This is a genomic window from Kineosporia sp. A_224 (assembly GCF_002198655.1).
In the GTDB taxonomy this organism is placed as follows: Bacteria; Actinomycetota; Actinomycetes; order Actinomycetales; family Kineosporiaceae; genus R-H-3.
On record NZ_MWLN01000225.1, the window covers coordinates 14,284 to 35,238 of the forward strand.

At 75.4% G+C, this 20,955-nt stretch carries 15 protein-coding genes; 3 read left to right on the plus strand and 12 right to left on the minus strand.

The genetic code is table 11. The features are described 5' to 3' along the window. Positions 1 to 9: 9 nt before the first annotated feature. The 6 genes from EDJALFJO_RS30015 to EDJALFJO_RS30040 all read right to left on the minus strand — a co-directional run bounded on the left by EDJALFJO_RS30015 (position 10) and on the right by EDJALFJO_RS30040 (position 8,259). Positions 10 to 795 carry an enoyl-CoA hydratase family protein gene (locus EDJALFJO_RS30015; protein ID WP_233150118.1) on the minus strand — a complete coding sequence of 262 codons (786 nt, stop codon included), beginning with the start codon at positions 793 to 795 and terminating at the stop codon, positions 10 to 12. Then, on the minus strand, positions 795 to 1,964 hold the full coding sequence (locus EDJALFJO_RS30020; RefSeq protein WP_088290045.1) for an acyl-CoA dehydrogenase family protein: 1,170 nt from the start codon (positions 1,962 to 1,964) through the stop codon (positions 795 to 797). Before EDJALFJO_RS30020 ends, EDJALFJO_RS30015 begins: the two co-directional genes overlap by 1 nt. Further along, positions 1,961 to 4,075 (minus strand): biotin carboxylase N-terminal domain-containing protein, encoded by a 2,115-nt coding sequence (locus EDJALFJO_RS30025; RefSeq protein WP_088290047.1) that lies wholly within the window; start codon positions 4,073 to 4,075, stop codon positions 1,961 to 1,963. Before EDJALFJO_RS30025 ends, EDJALFJO_RS30020 begins: the two co-directional genes overlap by 4 nt. A gap of 7 nt (positions 4,076 to 4,082) precedes the next feature. Then, complete coding sequence (locus tag EDJALFJO_RS30030) at positions 4,083 to 5,681, minus strand: acyl-CoA carboxylase subunit beta (protein ID WP_088290049.1); 1,599 nt, start codon at positions 5,679 to 5,681, stop codon at positions 4,083 to 4,085. Then, positions 5,678 to 7,378: an acyclic terpene utilization AtuA family protein gene (locus EDJALFJO_RS30035; protein ID WP_369812589.1), complete on the minus strand. Its 1,701-nt coding sequence runs from the start codon at positions 7,376 to 7,378 to the stop codon at positions 5,678 to 5,680. Before EDJALFJO_RS30035 ends, EDJALFJO_RS30030 begins: the two co-directional genes overlap by 4 nt. A gap of 68 nt (positions 7,379 to 7,446) precedes the next feature. Beyond that, positions 7,447 to 8,259, minus strand: coding sequence for a TIGR03084 family metal-binding protein (locus tag EDJALFJO_RS30040; RefSeq protein ID WP_088290054.1), 813 nt, complete (start codon positions 8,257 to 8,259; stop codon positions 7,447 to 7,449). Between the two features lie 189 nt (positions 8,260 to 8,448). On the opposite strand from EDJALFJO_RS30040, the gene EDJALFJO_RS30045 reads away from it, so the two are divergent. Then, positions 8,449 to 10,029: an LLM class flavin-dependent oxidoreductase gene (locus tag EDJALFJO_RS30045; RefSeq protein WP_088290056.1), complete on the plus strand. Its 1,581-nt coding sequence runs from the start codon at positions 8,449 to 8,451 to the stop codon at positions 10,027 to 10,029. Positions 10,030 to 10,049: 20 nt separating this feature from the next. Here EDJALFJO_RS30045 and EDJALFJO_RS30050 read toward each other — a convergent pair whose 3' ends face one another. After that, on the minus strand, positions 10,050 to 11,450 hold the full coding sequence (locus EDJALFJO_RS30050; protein ID WP_088290058.1) for a GH1 family beta-glucosidase: 1,401 nt from the start codon (positions 11,448 to 11,450) through the stop codon (positions 10,050 to 10,052). Positions 11,451 to 11,692: 242 nt separating this feature from the next. Between EDJALFJO_RS30050 and EDJALFJO_RS30055 the strand changes: the two genes are divergently transcribed. Next, entirely contained in the window at positions 11,693 to 15,808 is a 4,116-nt protein-coding gene (locus tag EDJALFJO_RS30055) for a Pls/PosA family non-ribosomal peptide synthetase (RefSeq protein WP_088290059.1), read from the plus strand. 11 nt (positions 15,809 to 15,819) lie between these two features. Then, complete coding sequence (locus tag EDJALFJO_RS30060) at positions 15,820 to 17,166, plus strand: M1 family metallopeptidase (protein ID WP_088290061.1); 1,347 nt, start codon at positions 15,820 to 15,822, stop codon at positions 17,164 to 17,166. On the opposite strand, the gene EDJALFJO_RS30065 is transcribed toward EDJALFJO_RS30060, so the two are convergent. From EDJALFJO_RS30065 to EDJALFJO_RS30085, 5 genes are all read right to left on the minus strand, one after another. Next, positions 17,108 to 17,755: a 4'-phosphopantetheinyl transferase superfamily protein gene (locus EDJALFJO_RS30065; protein WP_088290063.1), complete on the minus strand. Its 648-nt coding sequence runs from the start codon at positions 17,753 to 17,755 to the stop codon at positions 17,108 to 17,110. The genes EDJALFJO_RS30060 and EDJALFJO_RS30065 overlap by 59 nt on opposite strands. Positions 17,756 to 17,759: 4 nt before the next feature. Further along, positions 17,760 to 18,614, minus strand: coding sequence for a shikimate dehydrogenase (locus tag EDJALFJO_RS30070; protein WP_088290065.1), 855 nt, complete (start codon positions 18,612 to 18,614; stop codon positions 17,760 to 17,762). Between the two features lie 115 nt (positions 18,615 to 18,729). Then, positions 18,730 to 18,954, minus strand: coding sequence for a hypothetical protein (locus tag EDJALFJO_RS30075; RefSeq protein WP_088290067.1), 225 nt, complete (start codon positions 18,952 to 18,954; stop codon positions 18,730 to 18,732). Positions 18,955 to 19,106: 152 nt separating this feature from the next. Next, positions 19,107 to 19,958, minus strand: a complete 852-nt coding sequence (locus EDJALFJO_RS30080) for a hypothetical protein (RefSeq protein ID WP_088290069.1) — start codon at positions 19,956 to 19,958, stop codon at positions 19,107 to 19,109. Between the two features lie 73 nt (positions 19,959 to 20,031). Further along, positions 20,032 to 20,817, minus strand: coding sequence for a phosphatidylcholine/phosphatidylserine synthase (locus tag EDJALFJO_RS30085; RefSeq protein WP_198950773.1), 786 nt, complete (start codon positions 20,815 to 20,817; stop codon positions 20,032 to 20,034). Positions 20,818 to 20,955 lie beyond the last annotated feature (138 nt).

Consider the following 20,955-nt stretch of genomic DNA (forward strand, 5'->3'; position numbering starts at 1 on the left):
TCGGTGCGGTCAGCGGGCCCAGGACGGCGGACGGCGCTCGGCGAAGGCGGTCATCCCCTCGCGGGCCTCGGCGGAGGCGAACAGCGACGCGGACAGGGCGGCGAGGGCCGGGCCGGTCGCGTCGAGGGCGGCGAGGACGTCGGCCGCGGCGACCTTCTTCGACTCGGTGAGGCCCTGCGGCGAGCACAGCCGCAGCGCCGCGAGCACCTCGTCGACGGCGGCCGCGGGGTCGTCGGCAGCGACCGTCACGAGGCCCGCGGCCTGCGCCTGCGCGGCGTCGAACGTCTCGCCCGTGAGGTAGTAGCGGCCCGCCGCGCGGCTCGTCATCCGCGGGGTCGTGACAGCGGAGATGACGGCGGGCGCGAGGCCGAGGCGGGACTCGGTGAACGCGAAGGTGCTCCTCGGGCCGGCGACGACGACGTCACAGGCACCGACCAGGCCGAGCCCGCCGGCCCGGACGTGCCCGTCGACGAGCGCGACGACCGGGCACCGGTGGGCGACGAGCCCGCGCAGCAGCCGCAGCAGCGTCTCAGCTGTGGCTTCGACGCCGTCTGCGAGCGCCTCGCGCAGGTCGGCACCGGCGCAGAACGTCGTCCCCGTGTGGGTGAGCACGACCGCCCGCACGTCGCGGTCGGCGGCCGCCCGGTCGAGCGCGGCCTCGAACCCCGCGACGAGCGCCCGGGAGAGCGCGTTGCGGTTGGCCGGTGAGTCCAGGGTGAGGGTGGCGACGGCGTCCCGGACGGCGTACCGCACGACCTCGCCGTCGTCCGGCTGCCCGCCCATGGGTGTGCCCATCAGTAGGACCTCGGCAGCCCGAGACTGTTCTGCGCGACGAAGTTGAGGATCATCTCGCGGCTCACCGGGGCGATCCTGCCGACCCGGGACATCGTGAGCAACGGGGCGAGACCGTACTCCCGGCTCAGGCCGTTGCCGCCGAGGGTCTGGATCGCCTGGTCGACGGCCCGGGCACCCGCCTCGCCGGCCGCGTACTTCGCCATGTTCGCCGCCTCGCCGGCGGCCTCCTCGTGCCCCTCGTCGACGAGTGCCGCGGCCTTCTGCATCATGAGCCGGGCCAGCTCGACCTCGACCTTCACCTGGGCGAGCGGGTGCGAGATGCCTTGGTGCGCACCGATCGGCACCGACCAGACCTGCCGCTCCTTCGCGTACGCGACCGCCTTGTCGAGCGCGTAGCGGGCCGTCCCGAGGGCGTAGGCCGCAGCCATGACCCGCTCCGGGTTGAGGCCGGCGAAGAGCTGGGCGAGACCGGCGTCCGGGTGCCCGACGAGAGCGTCGGCGGGCAGCGCGACGTCGTCGAGGAAGAGCGCGAACTGCCGCTCCGGGGTGAGCAGCTCCATGTCGATGGCGCGGTGCTCGAAGCCGGGGGTGGTGCGCGGGACGACGAACAGCGCCGGCCTGAGCCTGCCCGTGCGCGCGTCCTCGGTGCGGGCCACAATCATGACGTCGTCGGCGGCGTCGACTCCCGAGACGTAGACCTTGCGGCCCGTGAGCAGCCAGCCCGCGTCGTCCCCCGTGCCGTCGCGCCGGGCGACGGTCGTGATGTTGTGCGAGTTGGAGCCGGCGTCCGGCTCGGTGATGCCGAAGGCCATGACCCGGCTGCCGTCGGCGAGACCGGGCAGCCAGCGGGCCTTCTGCGCGTCGGTGCCGAACCGCGCGACGACGGTGCCGCAGATCGCCGGCGACACGACCATCATGAGCAGGCCGCAGCCGACGGCGCCGAGCTCCTCGAGGACGAGGGAGAGCTCGTAGAGCCCGGCCCCGCCGCCGCCGTGCTCGGCGGGCAGGTTCACCCCGAGGAAACCGAGCTTGCCGGCCTCGGCCCACAGCTCGTCGGCGTGCCGCCCGGCCCGGGAGACCCGCTGGAAGTACTCGAAGCCGTAGCGCCGCCCGAGGTCGCCGACGACCTCGCGCAGGGCGGCCCGTTCGGGGCTCTCGACGAAGCTCATCGCTGCTCCTCCTCGCTCCCGGCCGCGCCCGCCGCATCGTCAGCTGTGTCAGCTGTGTCAGCCGTGTCACTGACGACGGCGAGGACCGCACCGACCTCGACCTGGTCGCCGACGGCGACCAGGACCTGCGCGACGACCCCGGCGGCCGGGGCCGCGAGGACGTGCTCCATCTTCATGGCGTCCAGCCAGACGAGCGGGGTACCCGCCTCGACCCGTTGCCCGGCAGCGGGTCCGAGCCGGACCACGGTCCCGGGCATGGGCGCGAGCAACGAGCCGGCGGCGGCTGCGGCCCCGGCCTGCGGGAAGCGTGCGAACGGGGTCAGCGCGACCGGGCCCAGCGGGGAGTCGACGCACACCAGGGCCGCGTCGCCCTCGCCGTGCGGGGCGCTGCCGTGGGCGGCGACGTCGAACGTACGGCGGACACCGTCGACGTCGAGGACGACCCTCTCCGGGTCCGCGGCGACGAGCGCGACGTCGCCGGACCCGTCGGCCCGCAGGCCGTCACGGCCCAGCCGGTAGGCGACGTCGACCCGCTCCCCGGCGTGCTCGAACGCCGCCGTCTGCGGGTGCGCGAGGACGTTGCGCCACCCGCCGGGCAGGTCGCCGAGCACCGGGGCCGCGCGCCGTCGTCCGGCCGCCGTCGCCAGGGCCGCCGCGATCGCGGACCAGCGGACGGCGTCCGGGCCGGCGAGCGGTGCCGCGAGGACGGCCAGGTCGTGCCGGTCGAAGAACCCGGTGTCGGTGTCGCCGGCGGCGAAGGCGCTGTGCCGCAGCGTGTTGACGAGCAGGTCGCGGTTCGTCGTGACCCCGTGGACCCGGGCCGAGACCAGGGCCGTGGCCAGCCGGGCCACGGCGTCCTCGCGGTGCGGGGCCCAGGCGATGACCTTCGCGAGCATCGGGTCGTAGTGCGGCGAGACCGTGCCGCCGCTCTCGACGCCGCTGTCGAGCCGGAGCACCGCGCGGTCGGCGGGCCGGTCCGGCACGGCGAAGCGGGCGTCGACGCCGGGGACCTCGAACCGGTGGAGCGTGCCGGTGCGCGGCGCCCAGCCGGCGGCCGGGTCCTCGGCGTAGAGGCGCACCTCGACGGCGTGGCCGCGCGGCGCGGGCGGCTCCGGGTCGAGCGGGCGGCCCGCGGCGACCGCGAGCTGGGCGGCGACGAGGTCGAGGCCGTACCGCAGCTCGGTCACCGGGTGCTCGACCTGCAGCCGGGTGTTCGTCTCGAGGAAGAAGAAGCGCGGCACGCCGTCCGAGCCGGTGCCCGCGCCGTCCACGAGGAACTCGACGGTCCCGGCCCCGACGTAGCCGATCGCGCGGGCGGCCGTCGTCGCGGCGTCGAGGAGCCGCTCCCGCAGCGCGGGCACGGCGTCGACGAGCGGGGACGGCGACTCCTCGACGATCTTCTGGTGCCGGCGCTGGATCGAGCACTCGCGCTCGCCGAGCGCCCAGACGGTGCCGTGGGTGTCGGCGAGCACCTGCACCTCGACGTGCCGGCCGCGCTCGACGTACGGCTCGACGAAGACGCTGCCGTCACCGAACGCGGCGAGCGCCTCGGCGCCGGCGCTCTCCACGGCGCCGGCCAGGTCCGCGAGGTGGCGGACGACGCGCATCCCGCGCCCGCCGCCGCCCGCCGACGCCTTGACGAGGACGGGCAGGTCGGCCGCCGTGACGGTCGCGGGGTCGAGGTCGGCGAGCACGGGGACGCCGACCGCCTCCATCGCCTTCTTCGCCGCGGTCTTCGAGCCCATCGCGCTGATCGCGGCCGGCGGCGGGCCGACCCAGACGAGCCCGGCGGCGGCGACGCCCGCGGCGAGGTCGGCGTTCTCCGAGAGGAAGCCGTACCCCGGGTGGACGGCGTCCGCCCCGGCCCGCAGCGCGGCTTCGACGACGAGGTCCCCGCGCAGGTAGGTGTCGGCGGCGGACGTGCCGGGGAGCCGGACGGCGGCGTCCGCCTCGGCGACGAAAGGCGCACCGGTGTCGGCGTCGGAGAAGACCGCGACCGTGCCGATCCCCAGGGCGCGGCAGGTCGCGAAGACCCGGCGGGCGATCTCGCCGCGGTTCGCGACGAGGACCGACGTGATCGGCCGGAAGGTCTTGCGCGGTATGGGAACCATCACGCCCTCACATCCTGAAGACGCCGTAGCCGCGGGCTCCCGCGACGGGCGCGCTGTGCGCTGCGGACAGGGCGAGCCCGAGGACGGTCCGGGTGTCCCGCGGGTCGATGACGCCGTCGTCGTAGACCCGCCCGGACAGGAACATCGGGAGCGACTCGGCCTCGACCTGGCGCTCGACGGCGGCCCGCAGGTGGGCGTCCGCCTCCTCGTCGAACGGCAGCCCGCGGGACTGCGCCGACGCGCGCGCGACGATCGACAGGACCCCCGCGAGCTGGGCCGGCCCCATGACCGCCGAGCGGGCCGACGGCCAGGTGAAGAGGAATCGGGGGTCGTAGGCCCGCCCGCACATCCCGTAGTGCCCGGCGCCGTACGAGGCGCCCATGAGCACCGAGAGGTGCGGCACGGTCGAGTTGGAGACGGCGTTGATCATCATCGAGCCGTGCTTGATGATGCCGCCCTGCTCGTAGGCCGCGCCGACCATGTAGCCGGTCGTGTTGTGGAGGAAGACGAGCGGGGTGTCGGCAGCGTTGGCGAGCTGGATGAACTGCGCCGCCTTCTGCGACTCCTCGCTGAAGAGCACGCCGCGCGCGTTGGCGAGCACCCCGACCGGGTAGCCGTGGACGCTGGCCCAGCCGGTGACGAGGCTCGTGCCGTAGAGCGGCTTGAACTCGTCGAGGTCCGAGCCGTCGACGACCCGGGCGACGACCTCGCGGGGGTCGAACGGGGAGCGCAGGTCGCCGGGGACGATCCCGAGCAGGTCGTCCGGGTCGTGGCGGGGCCCCGCGTAGACCGGTGCCGGGGCCGGGCCGGCCTTGCGGTGGTTGAGCCGGGCGACGATCCGGCGGCCGATCCGGATCGCGTCGTGCTCGTCGTCGGCGAGGTGGTCGGCGAGCCCGGAGCGGCGGGCGTGCATCTCCGCCCCGCCGAGCGACTCGTCGTCCGACTCCTCGCCCGTGGCCATCTTCACCAGCGGCGGCCCGCCGAGGAACACCTTCGACTGCTCGCGGATCATGACGACGTGGTCGCTCATCCCGGGCAGGTAGGCCCCGCCGGCCGTGGAGTTGCCGAAGACGATGGCGATCGTCGGGATCCCGGCCGCGGACAGCCGCGTGATGTCCCGGAAGATCCGTCCGCCGGGGATGAAGATCTCCTTCTGGGTCGGCAGGTCGGCGCCGCCGGACTCGACGAGGTTGACCAGCGGCAGCCGGTTCTTCGCGGCGATGTCGAGCGCCCGGTAGGTCTTCGCGGCGGTCCACGGGTTCGTCGTCCCGCCCTTGACCGTGGGGTCGCTCGCGACGACGACGCACTCGACGCCCTCGACGACCCCGATCCCGGTGACGACGCTCGCGCCGACCGTGAAGTCGCTGCCCCACGCGGCGAGCGGGGACAGCTCGAGGAACGGGGAGTCGCGGTCGAGGAGCAGCTCGATGCGTTCGCGCGCCAGGAGCTTGCCGCGGGCCCGGTGCCGGGCGACGGCCTTCTCGCCGCCGCCCGCGACGGCCGCCGCGTGCTGCGCCTCGACCTCCGCGAGCCGGGCGAGCATCGTCTCCCGGTTCGCGACGGCGTCCGCCGAGCGCGGGTCGAACGTGCTCCTCAGAGCGGTCACAGCAGCGCCTCCGGGATGTCGACGACGCGGGAGCGCAGCCACTCGGCCAGCCCCTTGGCCTGCGGGTCGAAGCGGTGCTGGGCGGCCACCCCTTCGCCGAGGACCCCCTCGACGACGAAGTTCACCGCCCGCAGGTTCGCGAGCACCGACCGGGTGACCGGCAGGTCGGCGGTCTCGGGCAGCAGGGCCCGGAACGTCTCGACGGTGAGGCTGCGCTCGAGCCACGGCCAGACGTCGGGCGTCCGGGCCCAGACGCCGACGTTGGCGCTGCCGCCCTTGTCCCCGGAACGGGCGCCGACGACGGTGCCCAGCGGGGCGCGGCGGGTCGGAGCACCCGGCGCGCAGCCCGCCGGCAGGTCCGGTGCCGGGGCGGCGAGGGCGTCGTCCGGGGCCGTGGACGCGCTCTCGCGCAACGGGTTCGGCGGGACGACGACCCGGACGCCGTCCGGCAGCACAGCGACCTGCTCGACGTCCGCGGCGTCGACGGCGGCGGCGGTGAAGACGCCGTACGGGCTCGCGTCCCCGGGCGGGGCGGTGAGGTGGAAGCCCGGGTAGCCGGCCAGGGCCAGCTCGACGGCGGCCGCGGAGAACGCCCGGCCGACGACCTTCGGGTCGCCGTCCTTGACGGCGCAGCGCAGGAAGGCGCTCGCCTCCTCCTGGGTCGCGGCGTCCGGGTGGTCGGTGCGGGCGAGCGTCCACCGGACCTCGCGCGGCGAGCGGGGCAGCGCCGCGAGGGCGTGCTCGAGCTGGGCCCGCGCGAGCGTCGCCTTGGCCTCGACGTCGAGACCCGTGAGCACGAAGGTCACCTCGTTGCGGAACCCGCCGAGGCCGGCGAGCCCGGCCTTGAGGGTCGCGGGCGGCCGTTCGCCGCGGACGCCCTCGATCCGCACCCGGTCGGGGCCCTCCTGCACGAGGTGCACGGTGTCGAGCCGGGTCACGACGTCGGGGCCGGGGTAGCGGGGGCCGGCGACCTCGTAGAGCAGCTGGGCCGTCACGGTTCCGACGGTCACCGCACCGCCGGTGCCGGGGTGCTTCGTGACGACGCTGCTGCCGTCGGCGTGCACCTCGACGAGCGGGAAGCCGGGGCGGGTGAGGTCGGTGCCCGCGGCGAGCAGGTCGGCGAAGAGCGCGTAGTTGCCGCCGGTCGCCTGGGCGCCGCACTCGACGACGTGCCCGGCGACGACGGCGCCGGCCAGCGCGTCGAGGCAGGCCGGGTCGTCCGCGCGCCAGCCGAAGTGCGCCGCGGCCGGCCCGACGACGAGCGAGGCGTCGGTGACCCGGCCGGTGACGACGACGTCGGCCCCGGCGTCCAGGCAGGCCGCGATGCCCCAGCCGCCGAGGTAGGCGTTGGCGGCCACCGGCTGCGCACCGTGCCGGCCCACCGCGTCGAGGCCGAGGGCGGCCGCGCGGGGCAGGAGGTCGTCGCCCTCGACGTGGGCGACGCGCACGTCGAGCCCGAGCCGGTCCGCGAGCGCCCGGACGGCGTCCGCGAGGCCGGCGGGGTTGACGCCGCCCGCGTTGGTGACGATCTTCACGCCTCGGTCGAGCGCCGTCCCGAGCGTGCCCTCGAGCTGGCGCAGGAACGTCTTCGCATACCCGGTCGCCGGGTCCTTCGCACGGTCCCGACCGAGGATGAGCATGGTCAGCTCGGCGAGGTAGTCGCCGGTGAGGACGTCGAGGTCGCCGCCGGAGAGCATCTCGGCCACCGCGGAGAACCGGTCGCCGTAGAAGCCGGACGCGTTGCCGATCCGCAGCGGGGGCCGGGTCACGCCCGCTCCCCCGCCGGCCGCCCGGCCCCCGGAGGGCCGGCGAACGCCTGCGCGACGTCGAGCCAGGCGTCGGCGTCCGGGCCGGTCGCGACGAGCGCGGTGTCCGCGCGGTGCCGGCGCCGGGCGGCGAGCAGGCACAGGTCGAGCGCCGGCCCGGTGACGTGCTGCGCGGCGTCCGGCGGGCCGAACACCCACGTGCCCCCGTCCGGTGCGGTGAGCTCGACCCGGATCTCGTCGGCGGGGGGCGGGCGACCGTGCACGGCGAAGGAGAAGCCCGTCGTCCGGACGGCGAGGCGCGCCACGTGCCGCAGCCGCGCCGTCGGCACCCGGGTGACCCCGAGCGCGTCGGCGACGTCCTGGCCGTGCGCCCAGGTCTCCATGAGGCGGGCCGTCGCCATCGAGGTCGCCGCCATCGGCGGCCCGAACCAGGGCAGCTTCGTGCCGTCGGGCACGGCCCGCAGCGCGGCGTCGAGGGCTGCACGGGCGCTGCGCCAGCGGGTGAGCAGCGCACCGCCGGACGCTGCCGCGCCGGTCTCGGCCTCGCGGTCGACGACGTGCTCGGGCGCCTCGCCGGAGGCGAGCAGCGCCTGCACCGCCGCGAGGAACGCGGCCGGGTCGGTCGCGGCGAGCGCGGCGATCTCGTCGGTCCAGGCGAGGTGGGCGATCTGGTGGGCGACGGTCCAGCCGGGGGCGGGGGTGGCCGACCGCCAGGTCGCGGCGCCGTCCGTCGGCCCGTCGGGGAGGTCCGCGACGAGCGCGTCGAGGTCGGCACACTCCGCGCGCAGGTCGGTGAGCACCTCGTCGAGCATCGCTGCACCTCCTGCGCCGCGGCGCCGTCGCCGCCCCAGGAGGGTGACACGGGCCCTCGCGACAAATCAAGCACGTCTGCTTTGTTCTGCACAGCCGTGCAGCCGTGGGTGCCTGCATGCGGGCGCCCCGACACCCGTCTGCATCCACCCATCGCTGCACGGGTGCGGCCGACCCGAGACACTGGCGCCATGCCCGACTACGGCCACGACCTGATCTTCGGCACCTTCATCACCCCGGAGGCCGCCGCGGCCGAGCGGGTCGTCGCCCTCGCCCGGCTCACGGACGCCGTCGGTCTCGACCTCGTGACGGTGCAGGACCACCCGTACCAGCCGACGTTCCTCGAGACCTGGACCCTGCTGTCGGTCATCGCGGCGTCGACCCAGTCGGTGCGCGTCGTCCCCAACGTCGCGAACCTGCCGCTGCGCCCGCCCGCCGTCCTCGCCCGGGCCGCGGCGAGCCTGGACCTGCTGAGCAACGGCCGGGTCGAGCTGGGCCTGGGCACGGGCGCCTTCTGGGACGCCATCGCCGCGAACGGCGGCCCCCGCCGCACGCCCGGCGAGGCCGTCGGGGCGCTCGAGGAGGGGATCGCCGTCATCCGCGGACTGTGGGCGGACGGCGGCGCGGTCCGGGTGGACGGCGAGCACTACTCGGTCGTCGGGGCCAAGGCCGGCCCGGCGCCGGCGCACCCGATCGGGATCTGGCTCGGCGCGTACAAGCCGCGGATGCTCGCGGTGACCGGACGGCTCGCCGACGGCTGGTGGCCGAGCCTCGGCTACGCCGCTCCCGACACGCTCGCAGCGATGAACGCCCGCATCGACGAGGCGGCGGAGGCGGCCGGCCGCGGGGCCCAGGACGTCCGGCGGCTCTACAACGTGCACGGCCGGTTCACGGTGCAGGGCAACGGGTTCCTCTCCGGGCCGGCCGAGCAGTGGGCGGAGGAGCTCGCCGACCTCACGCTCACGCAGGGGATGAGCGGCTTCGTCCTCGGCAGCGACGACGCCGACGACATCCAGCGGTTCGCCGCCGAGGTGGTGCCCGCCGTCCGCGAGATCGTCGCCGCCGAGCGCACCAGGGCGCAGCAGCCGGCCACCACCGGGCCGGTCGACCTCGGCGGGCCGGTGGAACCGGCCCACGTCGACGTCGCCACCGGCGCCCCGGTCTGGCCCGCCGGGCTCGCGGTCACCCCGACCCCGGACGACGGGACCCGGCGCAGCGCCGTCCGGCCCTGGGACGAGGCGACCCGGCCCGTCGTCGCGCCGCCCGACCCGGCCCGCCCCTACACCGCCCACGAGCAGGCCGCCGGGCAGCACCTCGTCGACGTCCACGACCACCTGCGCAGCGAGCTGCGCCAGGTGCAGGGCCTCGTCGAGCAGGTCGCCGCCGGCACCCTGGACGCCGGCACCGCCCGGTCGCACATCAACGCGATGACCATGCGGCAGAACAGCTGGACGGTCGGCGCCTACTGCGCGTCGTACTGCCGTGTCGTCACGGTCCACCACACGCTCGAGGACGAGAGCGTCTTCCCGCACCTGCGCCGCGCCGAGCCCCGCCTCACGCCCGTGCTCGACCGGCTCGCCGAGGAGCACCTCGCGATCCACGGCGTCCTCGAACGGGTCGACCAGGCCCTCGTCGCCTTCGTCGCGCCGGGCAGCGCGGGCACGGCGCCTCTCCGGGAGGCCGTAGACCTGCTCTCGGACACCCTGCTGAGCCACCTCTCGTACGAGGAGCACCAGCTCGTGGAACCGTTGGCCCGCCACGGCTTCTACTGAGCGGGAACCCTACGACCGCGTCACGGCGTACCGTGCCGGGCGATGACGTCGCGGTACCAGAGCGCACTGTCCTTCGGGGTGCGCTCGAGGGTGTCGTAGTCGACGCGGACGATCCCGAAGCGCTGGTCGTAGCCGCGGGCCCACTCGAAGTTGTCCATGAGGGACCACGCGAGGTAGCCGCGGACGTCGGCGCCGCGCTCGATCGCCCGGCCGACGGCGTTGATGTGGCCGTCGAGGTAGGCGGTCCGGTCGGCGTCGTGGACGGCGCCGTCCGCGCTGACGACGTCGGGGAACGCCGCACCGTTCTCGGTGATCATGAGCGGCAGCCCGGGGGCGCGCCGGTGCAGGCGGACCAGCAGGTCCTCCAGCCCCGAGGGGTCGATGCTCCAGCCCATCGTCGTGTAGGGCGGGCCCTGGTCGACGAAGTCGACGTCCTCGCTGCCGACCCACGGGGACGCCTCCGAGTCGCCGTGGCCGTCGGCCTGGACCCGCGGCCCGACGCCGTCCCAGGCCTGGACGACGGTCGGCGTGTAGTAGTTCACGCCGAGGACGTCGAGGCGCTGGGCGGCGGTCTTCTCGTCGCCGTCACGGACGAAGGACCAGTCGGTGACGGACGCCGTGTCCGCGAGCAGCGCGGCCGGGTAGGCACCGTCGAGCATCGGACCGAGGAAGACCTGGTTGCCGACGCGGTCGATCCGGGCCGCCGCCTCGACGTCGGCGGCGCTCGCGGGGTCGGCCGGGCGGACCTCGTGGAGGTTGAGGGTCACCGAGCAGCGTGCGGCGTCGCCGAGGACGCCGCGGATCGCCTGGACGGCGAGACCGTGCCCGAGGTTGAGGTGGTGCGCGGCGGCGAGCGCGGCCGCCGGCTCCCGGCGGCCGGGCGCGTGCACACCCGAGCCGTAGCCGAGGTACGCCGTGCACCACGGCTCGTTGAGCGTCGTCCAGGTGTGGACCCGGTCACCGAGCGCGCCGGCGAGCACCGACGCGTACTCGGCGAACCGGTAGGCGGTCTCCCGCTCGGGCCAGCCGCCGGCGTCCTCGAGGGGCTGCGGGAGGTCCCAGTGGTAGAGCGTCGCGATCGGCCGGATCCCCTTGTCCAGCAACGCGTCGACGAGCCGGGAGTAGAAGTCGAGCCCGGCCTGGTTCACCGCGCCCGAGCCGGTCGGCACGATGCGCGGCCAGGCGACCGAGAAGCGGTAGCCCTGCAGCCCGAGGCCGGCCATGAGCGCGACGTCGGCGTCGACCCGGTGGTAGTGGTCGCACGCGACGTCACCGGTCGCGCCGTCCAGGGTCAGCCCGGGGGTGTGGGAGAAGGTGTCCCAGATCGACGGGCCGCGGCCGTCCTCGGTCGCCGCCCCCTCGATCTGGTAGGACGCGGTCGCCGCGCCCCACAGGAACCCCTCCGGGAACGTCATTCCCATACGTGCCTCCAGCGGTCGTGTCGGTCGTGCAGGTCACCCGTCGCGGCGACCATCCTGTACCGGTCCAGGTGGCACGCTACCCGGTCCTGCTGGGAGCGCTCCCGTCCGTGCGCCGGGCGGCACGTCCGACACGCGGTCATCCTGGCGGGACCTGCCCCCGGACCAGGAGGATGGTCACGGTCGGGGCCGGACGGCGCACCCCGCCCGGGGACGTCCCGCCGCACGCCGCACGGAGGTGACCGGTGGTCGACGTGACCGGAGCGGACGACCCGTTCCTGCGAGGGGCCCTCGCCCCGCCGGAGCGCACCCTCGTCGACGTCTTCCGCGAGACCGTCGCCCGGCACCCGGGCGCTCCCGCGATGGACGACGGCACGTCGGTGCTCACGTACGCGGGCCTGGCCGCCGCGGTCCGGGCGACCGCCGACGGGCTGCGCGCGGCCGGCATCTCGCGCGGCGACCGGGTCGGCGTCCGGATGCCGTCGGGCACCCACGCGCTCTACACCTCGATCCTCGCGGTCCTGTCCGCCGGCGCCGCCTACGTCCCCGTCGACCTCGACGACCCCGACGAGCGGGCCCACCTCGTCTTCCGCGAGGCGGACGTCGCCGCGGTGCTCACCGCGGACGAGGGCCTCGTCGTCCGCCGGCGCAAGGCCCGGACGGCACGGCCCGCGGCAGGTTCGGAGCCCGAGGGCGCTGCCACCGACCCCACGCCGGACGACGACGCGTGGATCATCTTCACCTCCGGGTCGACGGGCACCCCGAAGGGCGTCGCCGTGACGCACCGCAACGCCGCGGCCTTCGTCGACGCCGAGGCCCGGATGTTCCTCCAGGACCGCCCGCTCGGCCCCGGCGACCGGGTGCTCGCGGGGCTGTCCGTCGCCTTCGACGCCTCGTGCGAGGAGATGTGGCTCGCCTGGCGGTACGGCGCGTGCCTCGTCCCGGCGCCGCGCGCCCTCGTCCGCAGCGGCATGGACCTCGGCCCGTGGCTCGTCAAGCAGCGGGTCAGCGTCGTCTCGACGGTGCCGACGCTCGCGTCGCTGTGGCCGGCGGAGGCGCTGGACGCCGTCCGGCTGCTCATCTTCGGCGGCGAGGCCTGCCCGCCGGACCTCGCCGCCCGGGTCGTCGTCCCCGGCCGCGAGGTGTGGAACACCTACGGCCCCACCGAGGCGACCGTCGTCGCGTGCGGAGCCACCCTCGACGGCACCGGCCCGGTCCGGATCGGCCTGCCGCTCGACGGCTGGGACCTTGCGGTCGTCGACAAGGACGGCGCCCGCGTCGCCGAGGGCGAGGTCGGCGAGCTGGTCATCGGCGGCGTGGGCCTGGCGCGCTACCTCGACCCGGCGAAGGACGCCGAGAAGTACGCGCCGATGCCGACGCTCGGCTGGGACCGCGCCTACCGCAGCGGCGACCTCGTGACCCTCGACCGGGCCGGGCTGCTCTTCCAGGGCCGCGCCGACGACCAGGTCAAGCTCGGCGGCCGGCGGATCGAGCTCGGCGAGGTGGACGCGGCCCTCCAGGCGCTGCCCGGCGTCGCCGGGGCGGCCGCCGCCGTCCGGAAGACCGCCGCCGGCAACCAGATCCTCGTCGGGTACGTCGCGCTCGCGACCGACGAGCCCGCCGGGGCGGGGAACGGGGCCGGGGACGGCGCGGACGTCGGGACCGAACCCGGGACGGACGGCGCGGCACCCGGTTTCGACGTCGCCGCCGCGACCGCCCGGCTGCGTGAGAGCCTGCCCGCCGCGCTCGTCCCGCGGCTCGCCGTCGTCGGCACGATCCCGACCCGCACGTCGGGCAAGGTCGACCGGGACGCCCTGCCGTGGCCGCTCGAGGGCATGACGTCGGAGCCTGCGGTGGCGTCCCACCTCACCGGTACCGCGGCCTGGGAGGCCGAGCAGTGGGCCCGGATCCTCGGCGCGAGCATCGCCGGCCTCGACGACGACTTCTTCGCCCACGGCGGCGGCAGCCTCGCCGCGGCCCAGCTCGTCTCGGTGCTGCGGACCCGGTACCCCGAGGTCACGGTCGCCGACGTCTACGAGAACCCGCGGCTCGGTACGCTCGCCGACACCCTCGAGGAGTTCACCCCGTCGGTGAGCTCGACGGACCGCGTCGTCAAGCCGGTCCGGTGGCAGATGCGCGTCGCACAGACCGTGCTCGGGGTGCCGCTCGCGGCCGTGACCGGGCTGCGCTGGCTGCTGTGGCTCGCCGTCGCCGTGAACCTCCTCGTGGAACTCGACCTCTGGCGCCCGGACGACGGGACACGGGCCCTGATCTTCACGGCTCCCGGATGGGCGCAGCACGTCTCCTGGTGGTGGGTCGCCCTCGGTTGGCTCGTCCTCGTCTCCCCGCCCGGCCGGTTCCTCCTCGCCGGCGCCATGGCCCGGGTCGTCACCCGCGGCGTCCGGCCCGGCAACTACCCGCGCGGCGGCCGGGTGCACCTGCGGATCTGGTTCGCCGAGGCCTGGGCGTCGGCGGTCGGCGCCGACGGGCTGCTCTGCGCGCCGTGGGTCGTGCACTACGCGCGGCTGCTCGGGGCGTCCGTCGCCAAGGACGTCGACCTGCACGCCCTGCCGCCCGTCACCGGCCTGCTGACCCTCGGGAAGGGCTGCTCGGTCGAGCCCGAGGTGGACCTGTCCGGGCACTGGGTCGACGGCGACGTGCTCGTCGTGGGCCGGGTCCGGGTCGGGGCCGGCGCGTCGGTCGGCGCCCGGAGCACGCTCGGCCCGGGTGCCCGGCTCGGCCAGGGCGCCCAGCTCGCCCCGGGCTCGGCGGTGCTCGGCTCCGTGCCGCCCGGCGAGCGCTGGGCCGGCTCCCCGGCCGAGTTCGACGGCCCGGCGCGGCACGACGCCCCGACCGGGCGGCCGCCGCGCGGGCTGCGCTGGGTGCCCGTCTTCGGGCTCGGAGCGGCCGCGTTCGCCGGGCTGCCGCTGCTCGCCGCGGGTGCCGGGCTGCTCGTGCTCGCGCCGCGGCTCGACCCTGTGCTCATGTCCGGTGCGGAGGCCGCCCGCACGGTGCTGCTCTGGTCCCCGCTCGCCGGCCTCGCCGCCTTCACGACGTACGCCGTCGTCGTCGCGGTCGCCGTCCGGCTGCTGTCGGTCCGCCTGACGACCGGCCACCACGCCGTCCGCAGCCGGGTCGGCTGGCAGGCCTGGGGCGTCGAGCGGCTCATGGACGAGGCCCGCACCTGGCTGTTCCCGCTGTACGCCGGGCTGTTCACCCCGGTCTGGCTCCGGATCCTCGGCGCGAAGGTCGGCCGCGGGGTCGAGGCCTCGACGGTCGTCATGCTGCCGAGCCTCACGTCGGTCGGCGAGCACGCCTTCCTCGCGGACGACACGATGGTCGGCTCCTACGAGCTCTCCGGCGGATGGATGCGGATCGCCCGCGCCAAGGTCGGCAAGCGGGCCTTCCTCGGCAACTCCGGGATGACGGCGCCCGGCCGCAAGGTGCCCAAGGACTCGCTCGTCGCGGTGCTCTCCGCAGCGCCCAAGCGGGCCAAGCGGGGCACGTCGTGGGTCGGCAGCCCGCCGGTGCAGATGCGCCGCGCCGCGCAGGAGACCGACACGAGCCGCACCTATGCGCCGGCGACCCGGCTCAAGGTGGCCCGCGGCACCGTGGAGGCGCTGCGGATCGTGCCGACGCTGGCCTCGGTGACGCTCGCGGCGGGCGTGCTCGTCGTGCTCCAGGCCGCCGTCGTCACCTGGGGCTGGTGGGCCGCCGCGCTGCTCGCCGGCCCGGTGCTGCTCGCCGCGGCCGTCGCCGCCGCGGTCGTGACGTCGCTCGCGAAGTGGCTTCTCGTGGGCCGGATCCGGGCCGTCGAGTACCCGCTGTGGAGCTCGTTCGTCTGGCGCAACGAGCTCGCCGACACCTTCACCGAGATGCTCGCGGCGCCGTTCTTCCTGCGCTCGGCCGCGGGCACCCCGGCGATGGTCTGGTGGCTGCGCTCGATGGGCTCGCGGATCGGTCGCGGCGTCTGGTGCGAGTCGTACTGGCTGCCCGAGGCCGACCTCGTGACGCTCGGGGACGGCGCGACCGTCAACCGCGGGTGCGTCGTCCAGACCCACCTCTTCCACGACCGGATCCTCTCGATGGACCACGTGACCCTCGAGCCCGGCGCCACCCTGGGGCCGCACGGCGTCGTCCTGCCCGCGGCGACGATCGGCACGTCGTCGACCGTCGGACCCGCCTCGCTCGTCCTGCGCGGCGAGGAGGTGCCCGCCCAGACCCGGTGGCGCGGCAACCCGATCGTCTTCTGGCCGGACGACGCCCCGCGGGCCACCGGGCCCGCCGTCCGGGTCGAGGAGCCGACCCCCGGGCCGACCCCCGGGCCGACCGCCGGGGCGGCCCCGGCCGCGGGCGCATAGGGTCGCCCGTGATGACGAACCGACGATCGACGGGTCGCGCGCCCGCCGAGGGCTCCGCCGGGGACCCCTATCGCCCCAAGAGCGGCGACGACGCCTACCGGGTGCTCCGGTACGACATCGACCTCGATTACCGGGTCGCGAGCAACCGGCTCGACGCGACGGTGGCGCTCTCCGTGCTGACCCGGCGCGCGACGTCCCGCCTGCACGTCGACCTCGCCGGCCTGCGGGTCGTCAAGGTGCTCGTCGACGGCCGGCCGGCCCGGTACGCGCACCGCGGCCGCAAGCTCGTCGTCACGCTGCCGAGGCAGGCACCGGCCGACACCGCCCTGACCCTGTCCGTGCGGTACAGCGGCTCCCCGGCACCGCTCGACGGGCCCTGGGGCGAGGTCGGCTGGGAGGAGCTGAGCGACGGCGTCATCGTCGCGAGCCAGCCGGACGGCGCGCCGTCCTGGCTGGCCTGCAACGACCACCCGGGCGACAAGGCGAGCTACCGCTTCACCGTGACGACGGAGTCGCTCTACACGGTCGTGTGCAACGGCTCGCTCGTCGACCGGCGCGCCGGCGCCAGCCGGACGACCTGGGTCTACGAGTCGCCGGAGCCGATGGCGACCTACCTCGCGACGGTGCAGGTCGGCCGGTACCGGCTCGTCGACACCGCGATGGGGCCGGTCCGGCAGCGCGCCGCGGTGCCGCCCCGGCTGCTCGCGGCGTTCGACCACGACTTCGCGCCGCAGGCCGCCATGGTGCGGCTGTTCGAGCGGGTCTTCGGCCCGTACCCGTTCGAGGCGTACACCGTTGTCGTCACCGACGAGGCGCTCGAGATCCCGCTCGAGGCGCAGGGTCTGTCGATCTTCGGCGCCAACCACGTCGACGGCCGGCGCGGCAGCGAGCGGCTCGTCGCCCACGAGCTCGCGCACCAGTGGTTCGGCAACAGCCTCACGCTCGGGCGCTGGCAGGACATCTGGCTCCACGAGGGCTTCGCGGCGTACGCCGAGTGGCTGTGGTCCCAGGAGAAGGGTCGCGAGACCGCGGACGCCCTGGCCCGCAAGGCCTGGCAGCGGCTGTCCGGGCTCCCGCAGGACCTCGTCATCGCCGACCCGGGCCCGGACCTCATGTTCGACGACCGGCTCTACAAGCGCGGGGCGCTCGCCGTGCACGCGCTGCGGCTGACGATGGGCGACGCGGCGTTCGGCCCGATGCTCCGGGCCTGGACGACCGAGCACCGGCACGGCACGGTGACGACCGCCGGCTTCGAGGCGCACGCGCAGGCCTGGACCCCGGAGCCGCTCGGCGCGCTGTTCACCGCGTGGCTGCGGTCCCCGAAGCTGCCCCGGCTGCCGGCCCCGCCCACCGGCTGACGACCGCGACCGCGGCGGCGTACCCGGTCGGCGCCTCGAGGTCCAGCAGATGCACGGCCGCCGGGTCGGGCAGCGGCAGGTAGGCAGCGACGGTCACGCGCAGCGGGTGGCGCGGCCAGTCGACGAGCACCGGCGCGGCGTCCGGTGCGGAGACGACGACGGACGACGGCTCGACGAGCAGCCCGACCCCGGCCGCCTTGAGGACGGCCTCCTTGCGGACCCAGGTCCGGGCCCGGCCGGCGGGGCTCGCGGCGGCCGGGCCGGATCGTTCGCCCGGGTGCAGGGCGACGACCGGGAAGCCGGGGAACGCCGTCCCGGCGAGTGCCTCGACGTCGATGCCGACCGGACCGTCGACGCTCACCACGGCAGCGCCGACGCCGCCCGCCGTCGCGACGCTCACGTGGACGTCCGGGGCGTCCAGGAGCACCGGCCTGCCGTGCGGGCCGCCGCACGCCGGGCACGGGTCGCGGCCCAGCCGGACGGCGTCCGGTGTCGTCCCGAGCCGCGGGGCGGCGAGGGCACGCAGCAGCGCGTGGACGTCGTCCGTGCCCGTGACGACGACGTCGAGACCGGCACGGATCCCGGCCACCGGCTCAGACGCCGAAGATCTCGCCGATCCGGGCCCGCATCACGGCGGGGTCGACGTCGACGCCGGTCCAGTGCTTGATGCTGATGACGCCCTGGTTGACGAGCATCCCCAGCCCGTCGAGCACCGTGCAGCCCCGCTCCTCGGCCTGGCGGACGAACAGGGTGCGCGGCGGGTTCGGGATGACGTCGGCGACGACGAGGCCCGCGTGCAGAGAGTCCAGGTCCACGTCGACCCGGCCCTCGACGTCCGGGTAGAGGCCGATGGACGTCGTGTTGACGACGATCGTCGCGTCGTCCGGCACCCGGTAGGTCGAGTCCCAGACGACGGGGTCGGACGCCGCGGGCGTCTTCGCCGCGACGAGCGCCGCGAGCTCGGCGCCGCGACCGGCGGAGCGGTTGACGACGGTGACCCGCGAGGCGCCCGCGAGCGCCGTCTCGACCGCGACCGCTCGGGCGGCGCCGCCGGCGCCGAAGACGACGACGTGCGCGCCGACCGGGTCGGCGACGGTGAGCAGCGACGCGAGGAAGCCCTTGCCGTCGGTGTTCTCGCCGAGGTACGAGCCGTCGGGCTGCCGGACGGCGCAGTTCACCGCGCCGATGATCGCGGCGGACCCGCCGAGGCCGTCGAGGTGCTCGATGACGGCGACCTTGTGCGGCAACGAGCAGTTGAAGCCCGCCCAGCCCATGGCCCGGGCGCCGCGCACGGCGTCCCCGAGGGCCTCGGGCTGCACGTCGCAGTTGACGTACCGGGCGTCGATGCCGTGGTGGGCGTAGGCCGCCTCGACCATCGCGACCGTCGGGTTCTCGGCGCACGGCGTCGCGAACGACCCGGTGATCGTCGACAGGAAGTTGACCGTCATCGTCCCTCCACAGCTGGACCCGGGCCAGACCTTACGCGCGAGGCGCCCCGGGCACGAGCAGGAGCCCGGCCCGGGACGCCCCGGTGCGTGCGTCGGCGCGTGCGCCGACGTCGCGTCAGTCGGCGTGCTTCGACAGCGCGACGAGGACGCCCGCGACCGCGAAGTACTTGTTGCTGCCCAGGTCGCGGACCGTCTTGATGCCGAACGCGGCGGCGAGGTGCTCGGCGTCCGAGTCGCTGACGCCGGCGAGGGCCGCCACGGGCGCGTCGAGGATCTCCGCGAGGGACTTGCCCTCGTACGCCTTGTCCAGTGCCTTGTCGAGGTTGACCTGTACTGCCACGGTCGACTCCTTCGTCGTCTGCCGGTTCCCCCGTCACGCGTCCGCGTCCGGCGGGTGCGCCGCACGTGCGGCGCCGGGATCACGCTGCCACAGCACCGCCCCGATCGCGAGGACCGCCGTCCCGGCCGAACGGCGGGTCCTGCGGCGAGGCGTCAGGCGGGCAGCGGCTCCGCCGGCGGCAGCTCGGCGAGGCTGTCCCGCTGCGAGAGGGCGACGACCCCCGCGATGGCGACGCCGAACGCGGCGACCGCCGCGACCCCCCAGCCGGCGTCGACGCTGTCGCCGAGCCACACGACGCCGACGACGGCCGGCACGGCGGTCTGGGTGACGATGAGGGCGGACGTCGTCGCGAGCACCCCGGCGCGCTGGAGCGCCGTCGAGTAGAGCAGGAACGCGGTGACACCCGCGATGACGAGGGCGTACGTCGCGGGGTCGGTCACGAGGGTGCCGACGGACAGGTCCGGCACGACCCGGCCGGCGAGCGCGACGACCGCGTAGCCGCAGCCGGAGAGCAGGCTGAGACCGACGGCGGCCCACTCGGTGTGGATCCGCCCGACGACCTGGCCGAGGACGACGACCAGACCGGCGGCGAGGAGCAGCAGCGCCCGCTCGCCGGTCGTCGTCGTCACCGTGCCGTGCGACTCGGCGGCGACGGCGAGCACGAACAGGCCGGAGCAGACCGCGACCACGGCGACCTGCTCGACGCGGCCGAAGGGCGCGCCCACGGTGCGGGCGGCGAGCACGGCGGTCACGGCGACCGACGACGAGATCACCGCCTGGGCGAGGAAGAGCGGGGCCGTGCGCAGGGCGACGAGGTGCAGGACGAAGCCGCCGAGGTAGAGCACGACCGCGCCGATGTAGACCGGGTGCCGCAGCAGCCGGACGAGCAGCCGGAAGTCGACGCCCGCCGTGGTCTGCTCCCGGCGCGCCGAGACGGCCTGGAGGAGCGCGCCGACGCCGAACGCGAGGGCGGCCGCGAGGGCGCAGAGCAGTCCGAGAGCCACACCTGAGGTTACGTCCCCGCGACGCAGCGCGTTCCCCGACCCGGCATGCTCCCAGCCGGGACCCAGCGACCTGTCAGTGTTCCCCGGCGGCCGCGGGTGCCATCGGGGTGACCCCGAGAGCGGCCGTACGGCGACGGGTCACCGTCAGGTGCAGGCTCATGGCGAGGTAGTACACGAGGTACGCCAACGAGGCCCCGACGACGATCGGGTTCGGGTTCGGCATCTGCGTGAGGAGGACGGCGTAGAGCACGAGCCAGCCCGCGGTGAACGCGAGGTTGGTGCGCCGGAAGGCCGCCGTCCGCGACGGGTAGATGTAGCAGATCGGCACGAAGACGAGCGCGCTGCAGACGAGCAGGATCGCCGTCACCGTGGCCGGGCTGAGGTCGGCGATGATCACGTAGAACGCGACCACGTTCCAGTAGCTCGGGAAGCCCAGGAAGAAGTGGTCGTCGGTCTTCGCGTCGACCCGGCAGAACTGGTAGCTCGAGGCGAGGAGCGGGATCGTCGCCAGCGCCGTGCCGAATGCCCCCTCGGGCAGGTAGCCGCCGCTCCAGAGCAGGAGCATCGGCGCGAACGCGTAGGTCAGGTAGTCGACGATGTCGTCGAGCCGGGCGCCGTCGAACCACGGGATGCGCTCCTTGACGCGCATCCGGCGGGCGAGCATGCCGTCGGTGCCGTCGACGATGAGCGTCACGAGACCGAGCCACAGCGCGGTGATCGCGTCCCCGGCGAAGGCGGCGAGCACGATGAGCAGGGCGAGGGCGCTCCCGCTCGCGGTGTACAGGTGCACGGCACCTGCTCCGGCACGCGCCCAGTTCCCGTCGTGCAGGAATCCCGCCTTGAGGTCGGGCGTGGCCACGGCACTCCTTCGGCTGGTGCGCCCTCGCGCTGTCCGGGCGGCACTCTCGACTATGTCGGGCGGCAGTCTGGCCGGGCGCATCCGGCGCGCCCGCTGCTGCAGGCGTGAGGAGCACGATATCTCGCCCAGCCACCGGAC

Coding starts and splice junctions, on each gene's coding strand:
- EDJALFJO_RS30015 (WP_233150118.1), bottom strand. CDS start 795: ATGGGCACACCCATGGGCGGGCAGCCGGACGACGGCGAGGTCGTGCGG.
- EDJALFJO_RS30020 (WP_088290045.1), bottom strand. CDS start 1,964: ATGAGCTTCGTCGAGAGCCCCGAACGGGCCGCCCTGCGCGAGGTCGTC.
- EDJALFJO_RS30025 (WP_088290047.1), bottom strand. CDS start 4,075: ATGGTTCCCATACCGCGCAAGACCTTCCGGCCGATCACGTCGGTCCTC.
- EDJALFJO_RS30035 (WP_369812589.1), bottom strand. CDS start 7,378: ATGCTCTCCGGCGGCGACCTCGACGTCCTCACCGGCGACTACCTCGCC.
- EDJALFJO_RS30040 (WP_088290054.1), bottom strand. CDS start 8,259: ATGCTCGACGAGGTGCTCACCGACCTGCGCGCGGAGTGTGCCGACCTC.
- EDJALFJO_RS30045 (WP_088290056.1), top strand. CDS start 8,449: ATGCCCGACTACGGCCACGACCTGATCTTCGGCACCTTCATCACCCCG.
- EDJALFJO_RS30050 (WP_088290058.1), bottom strand. CDS start 11,450: ATGGGAATGACGTTCCCGGAGGGGTTCCTGTGGGGCGCGGCGACCGCG.
- EDJALFJO_RS30060 (WP_088290061.1), top strand. CDS start 15,820: ATGACGAACCGACGATCGACGGGTCGCGCGCCCGCCGAGGGCTCCGCC.
- EDJALFJO_RS30070 (WP_088290065.1), bottom strand. CDS start 18,614: ATGACGGTCAACTTCCTGTCGACGATCACCGGGTCGTTCGCGACGCCG.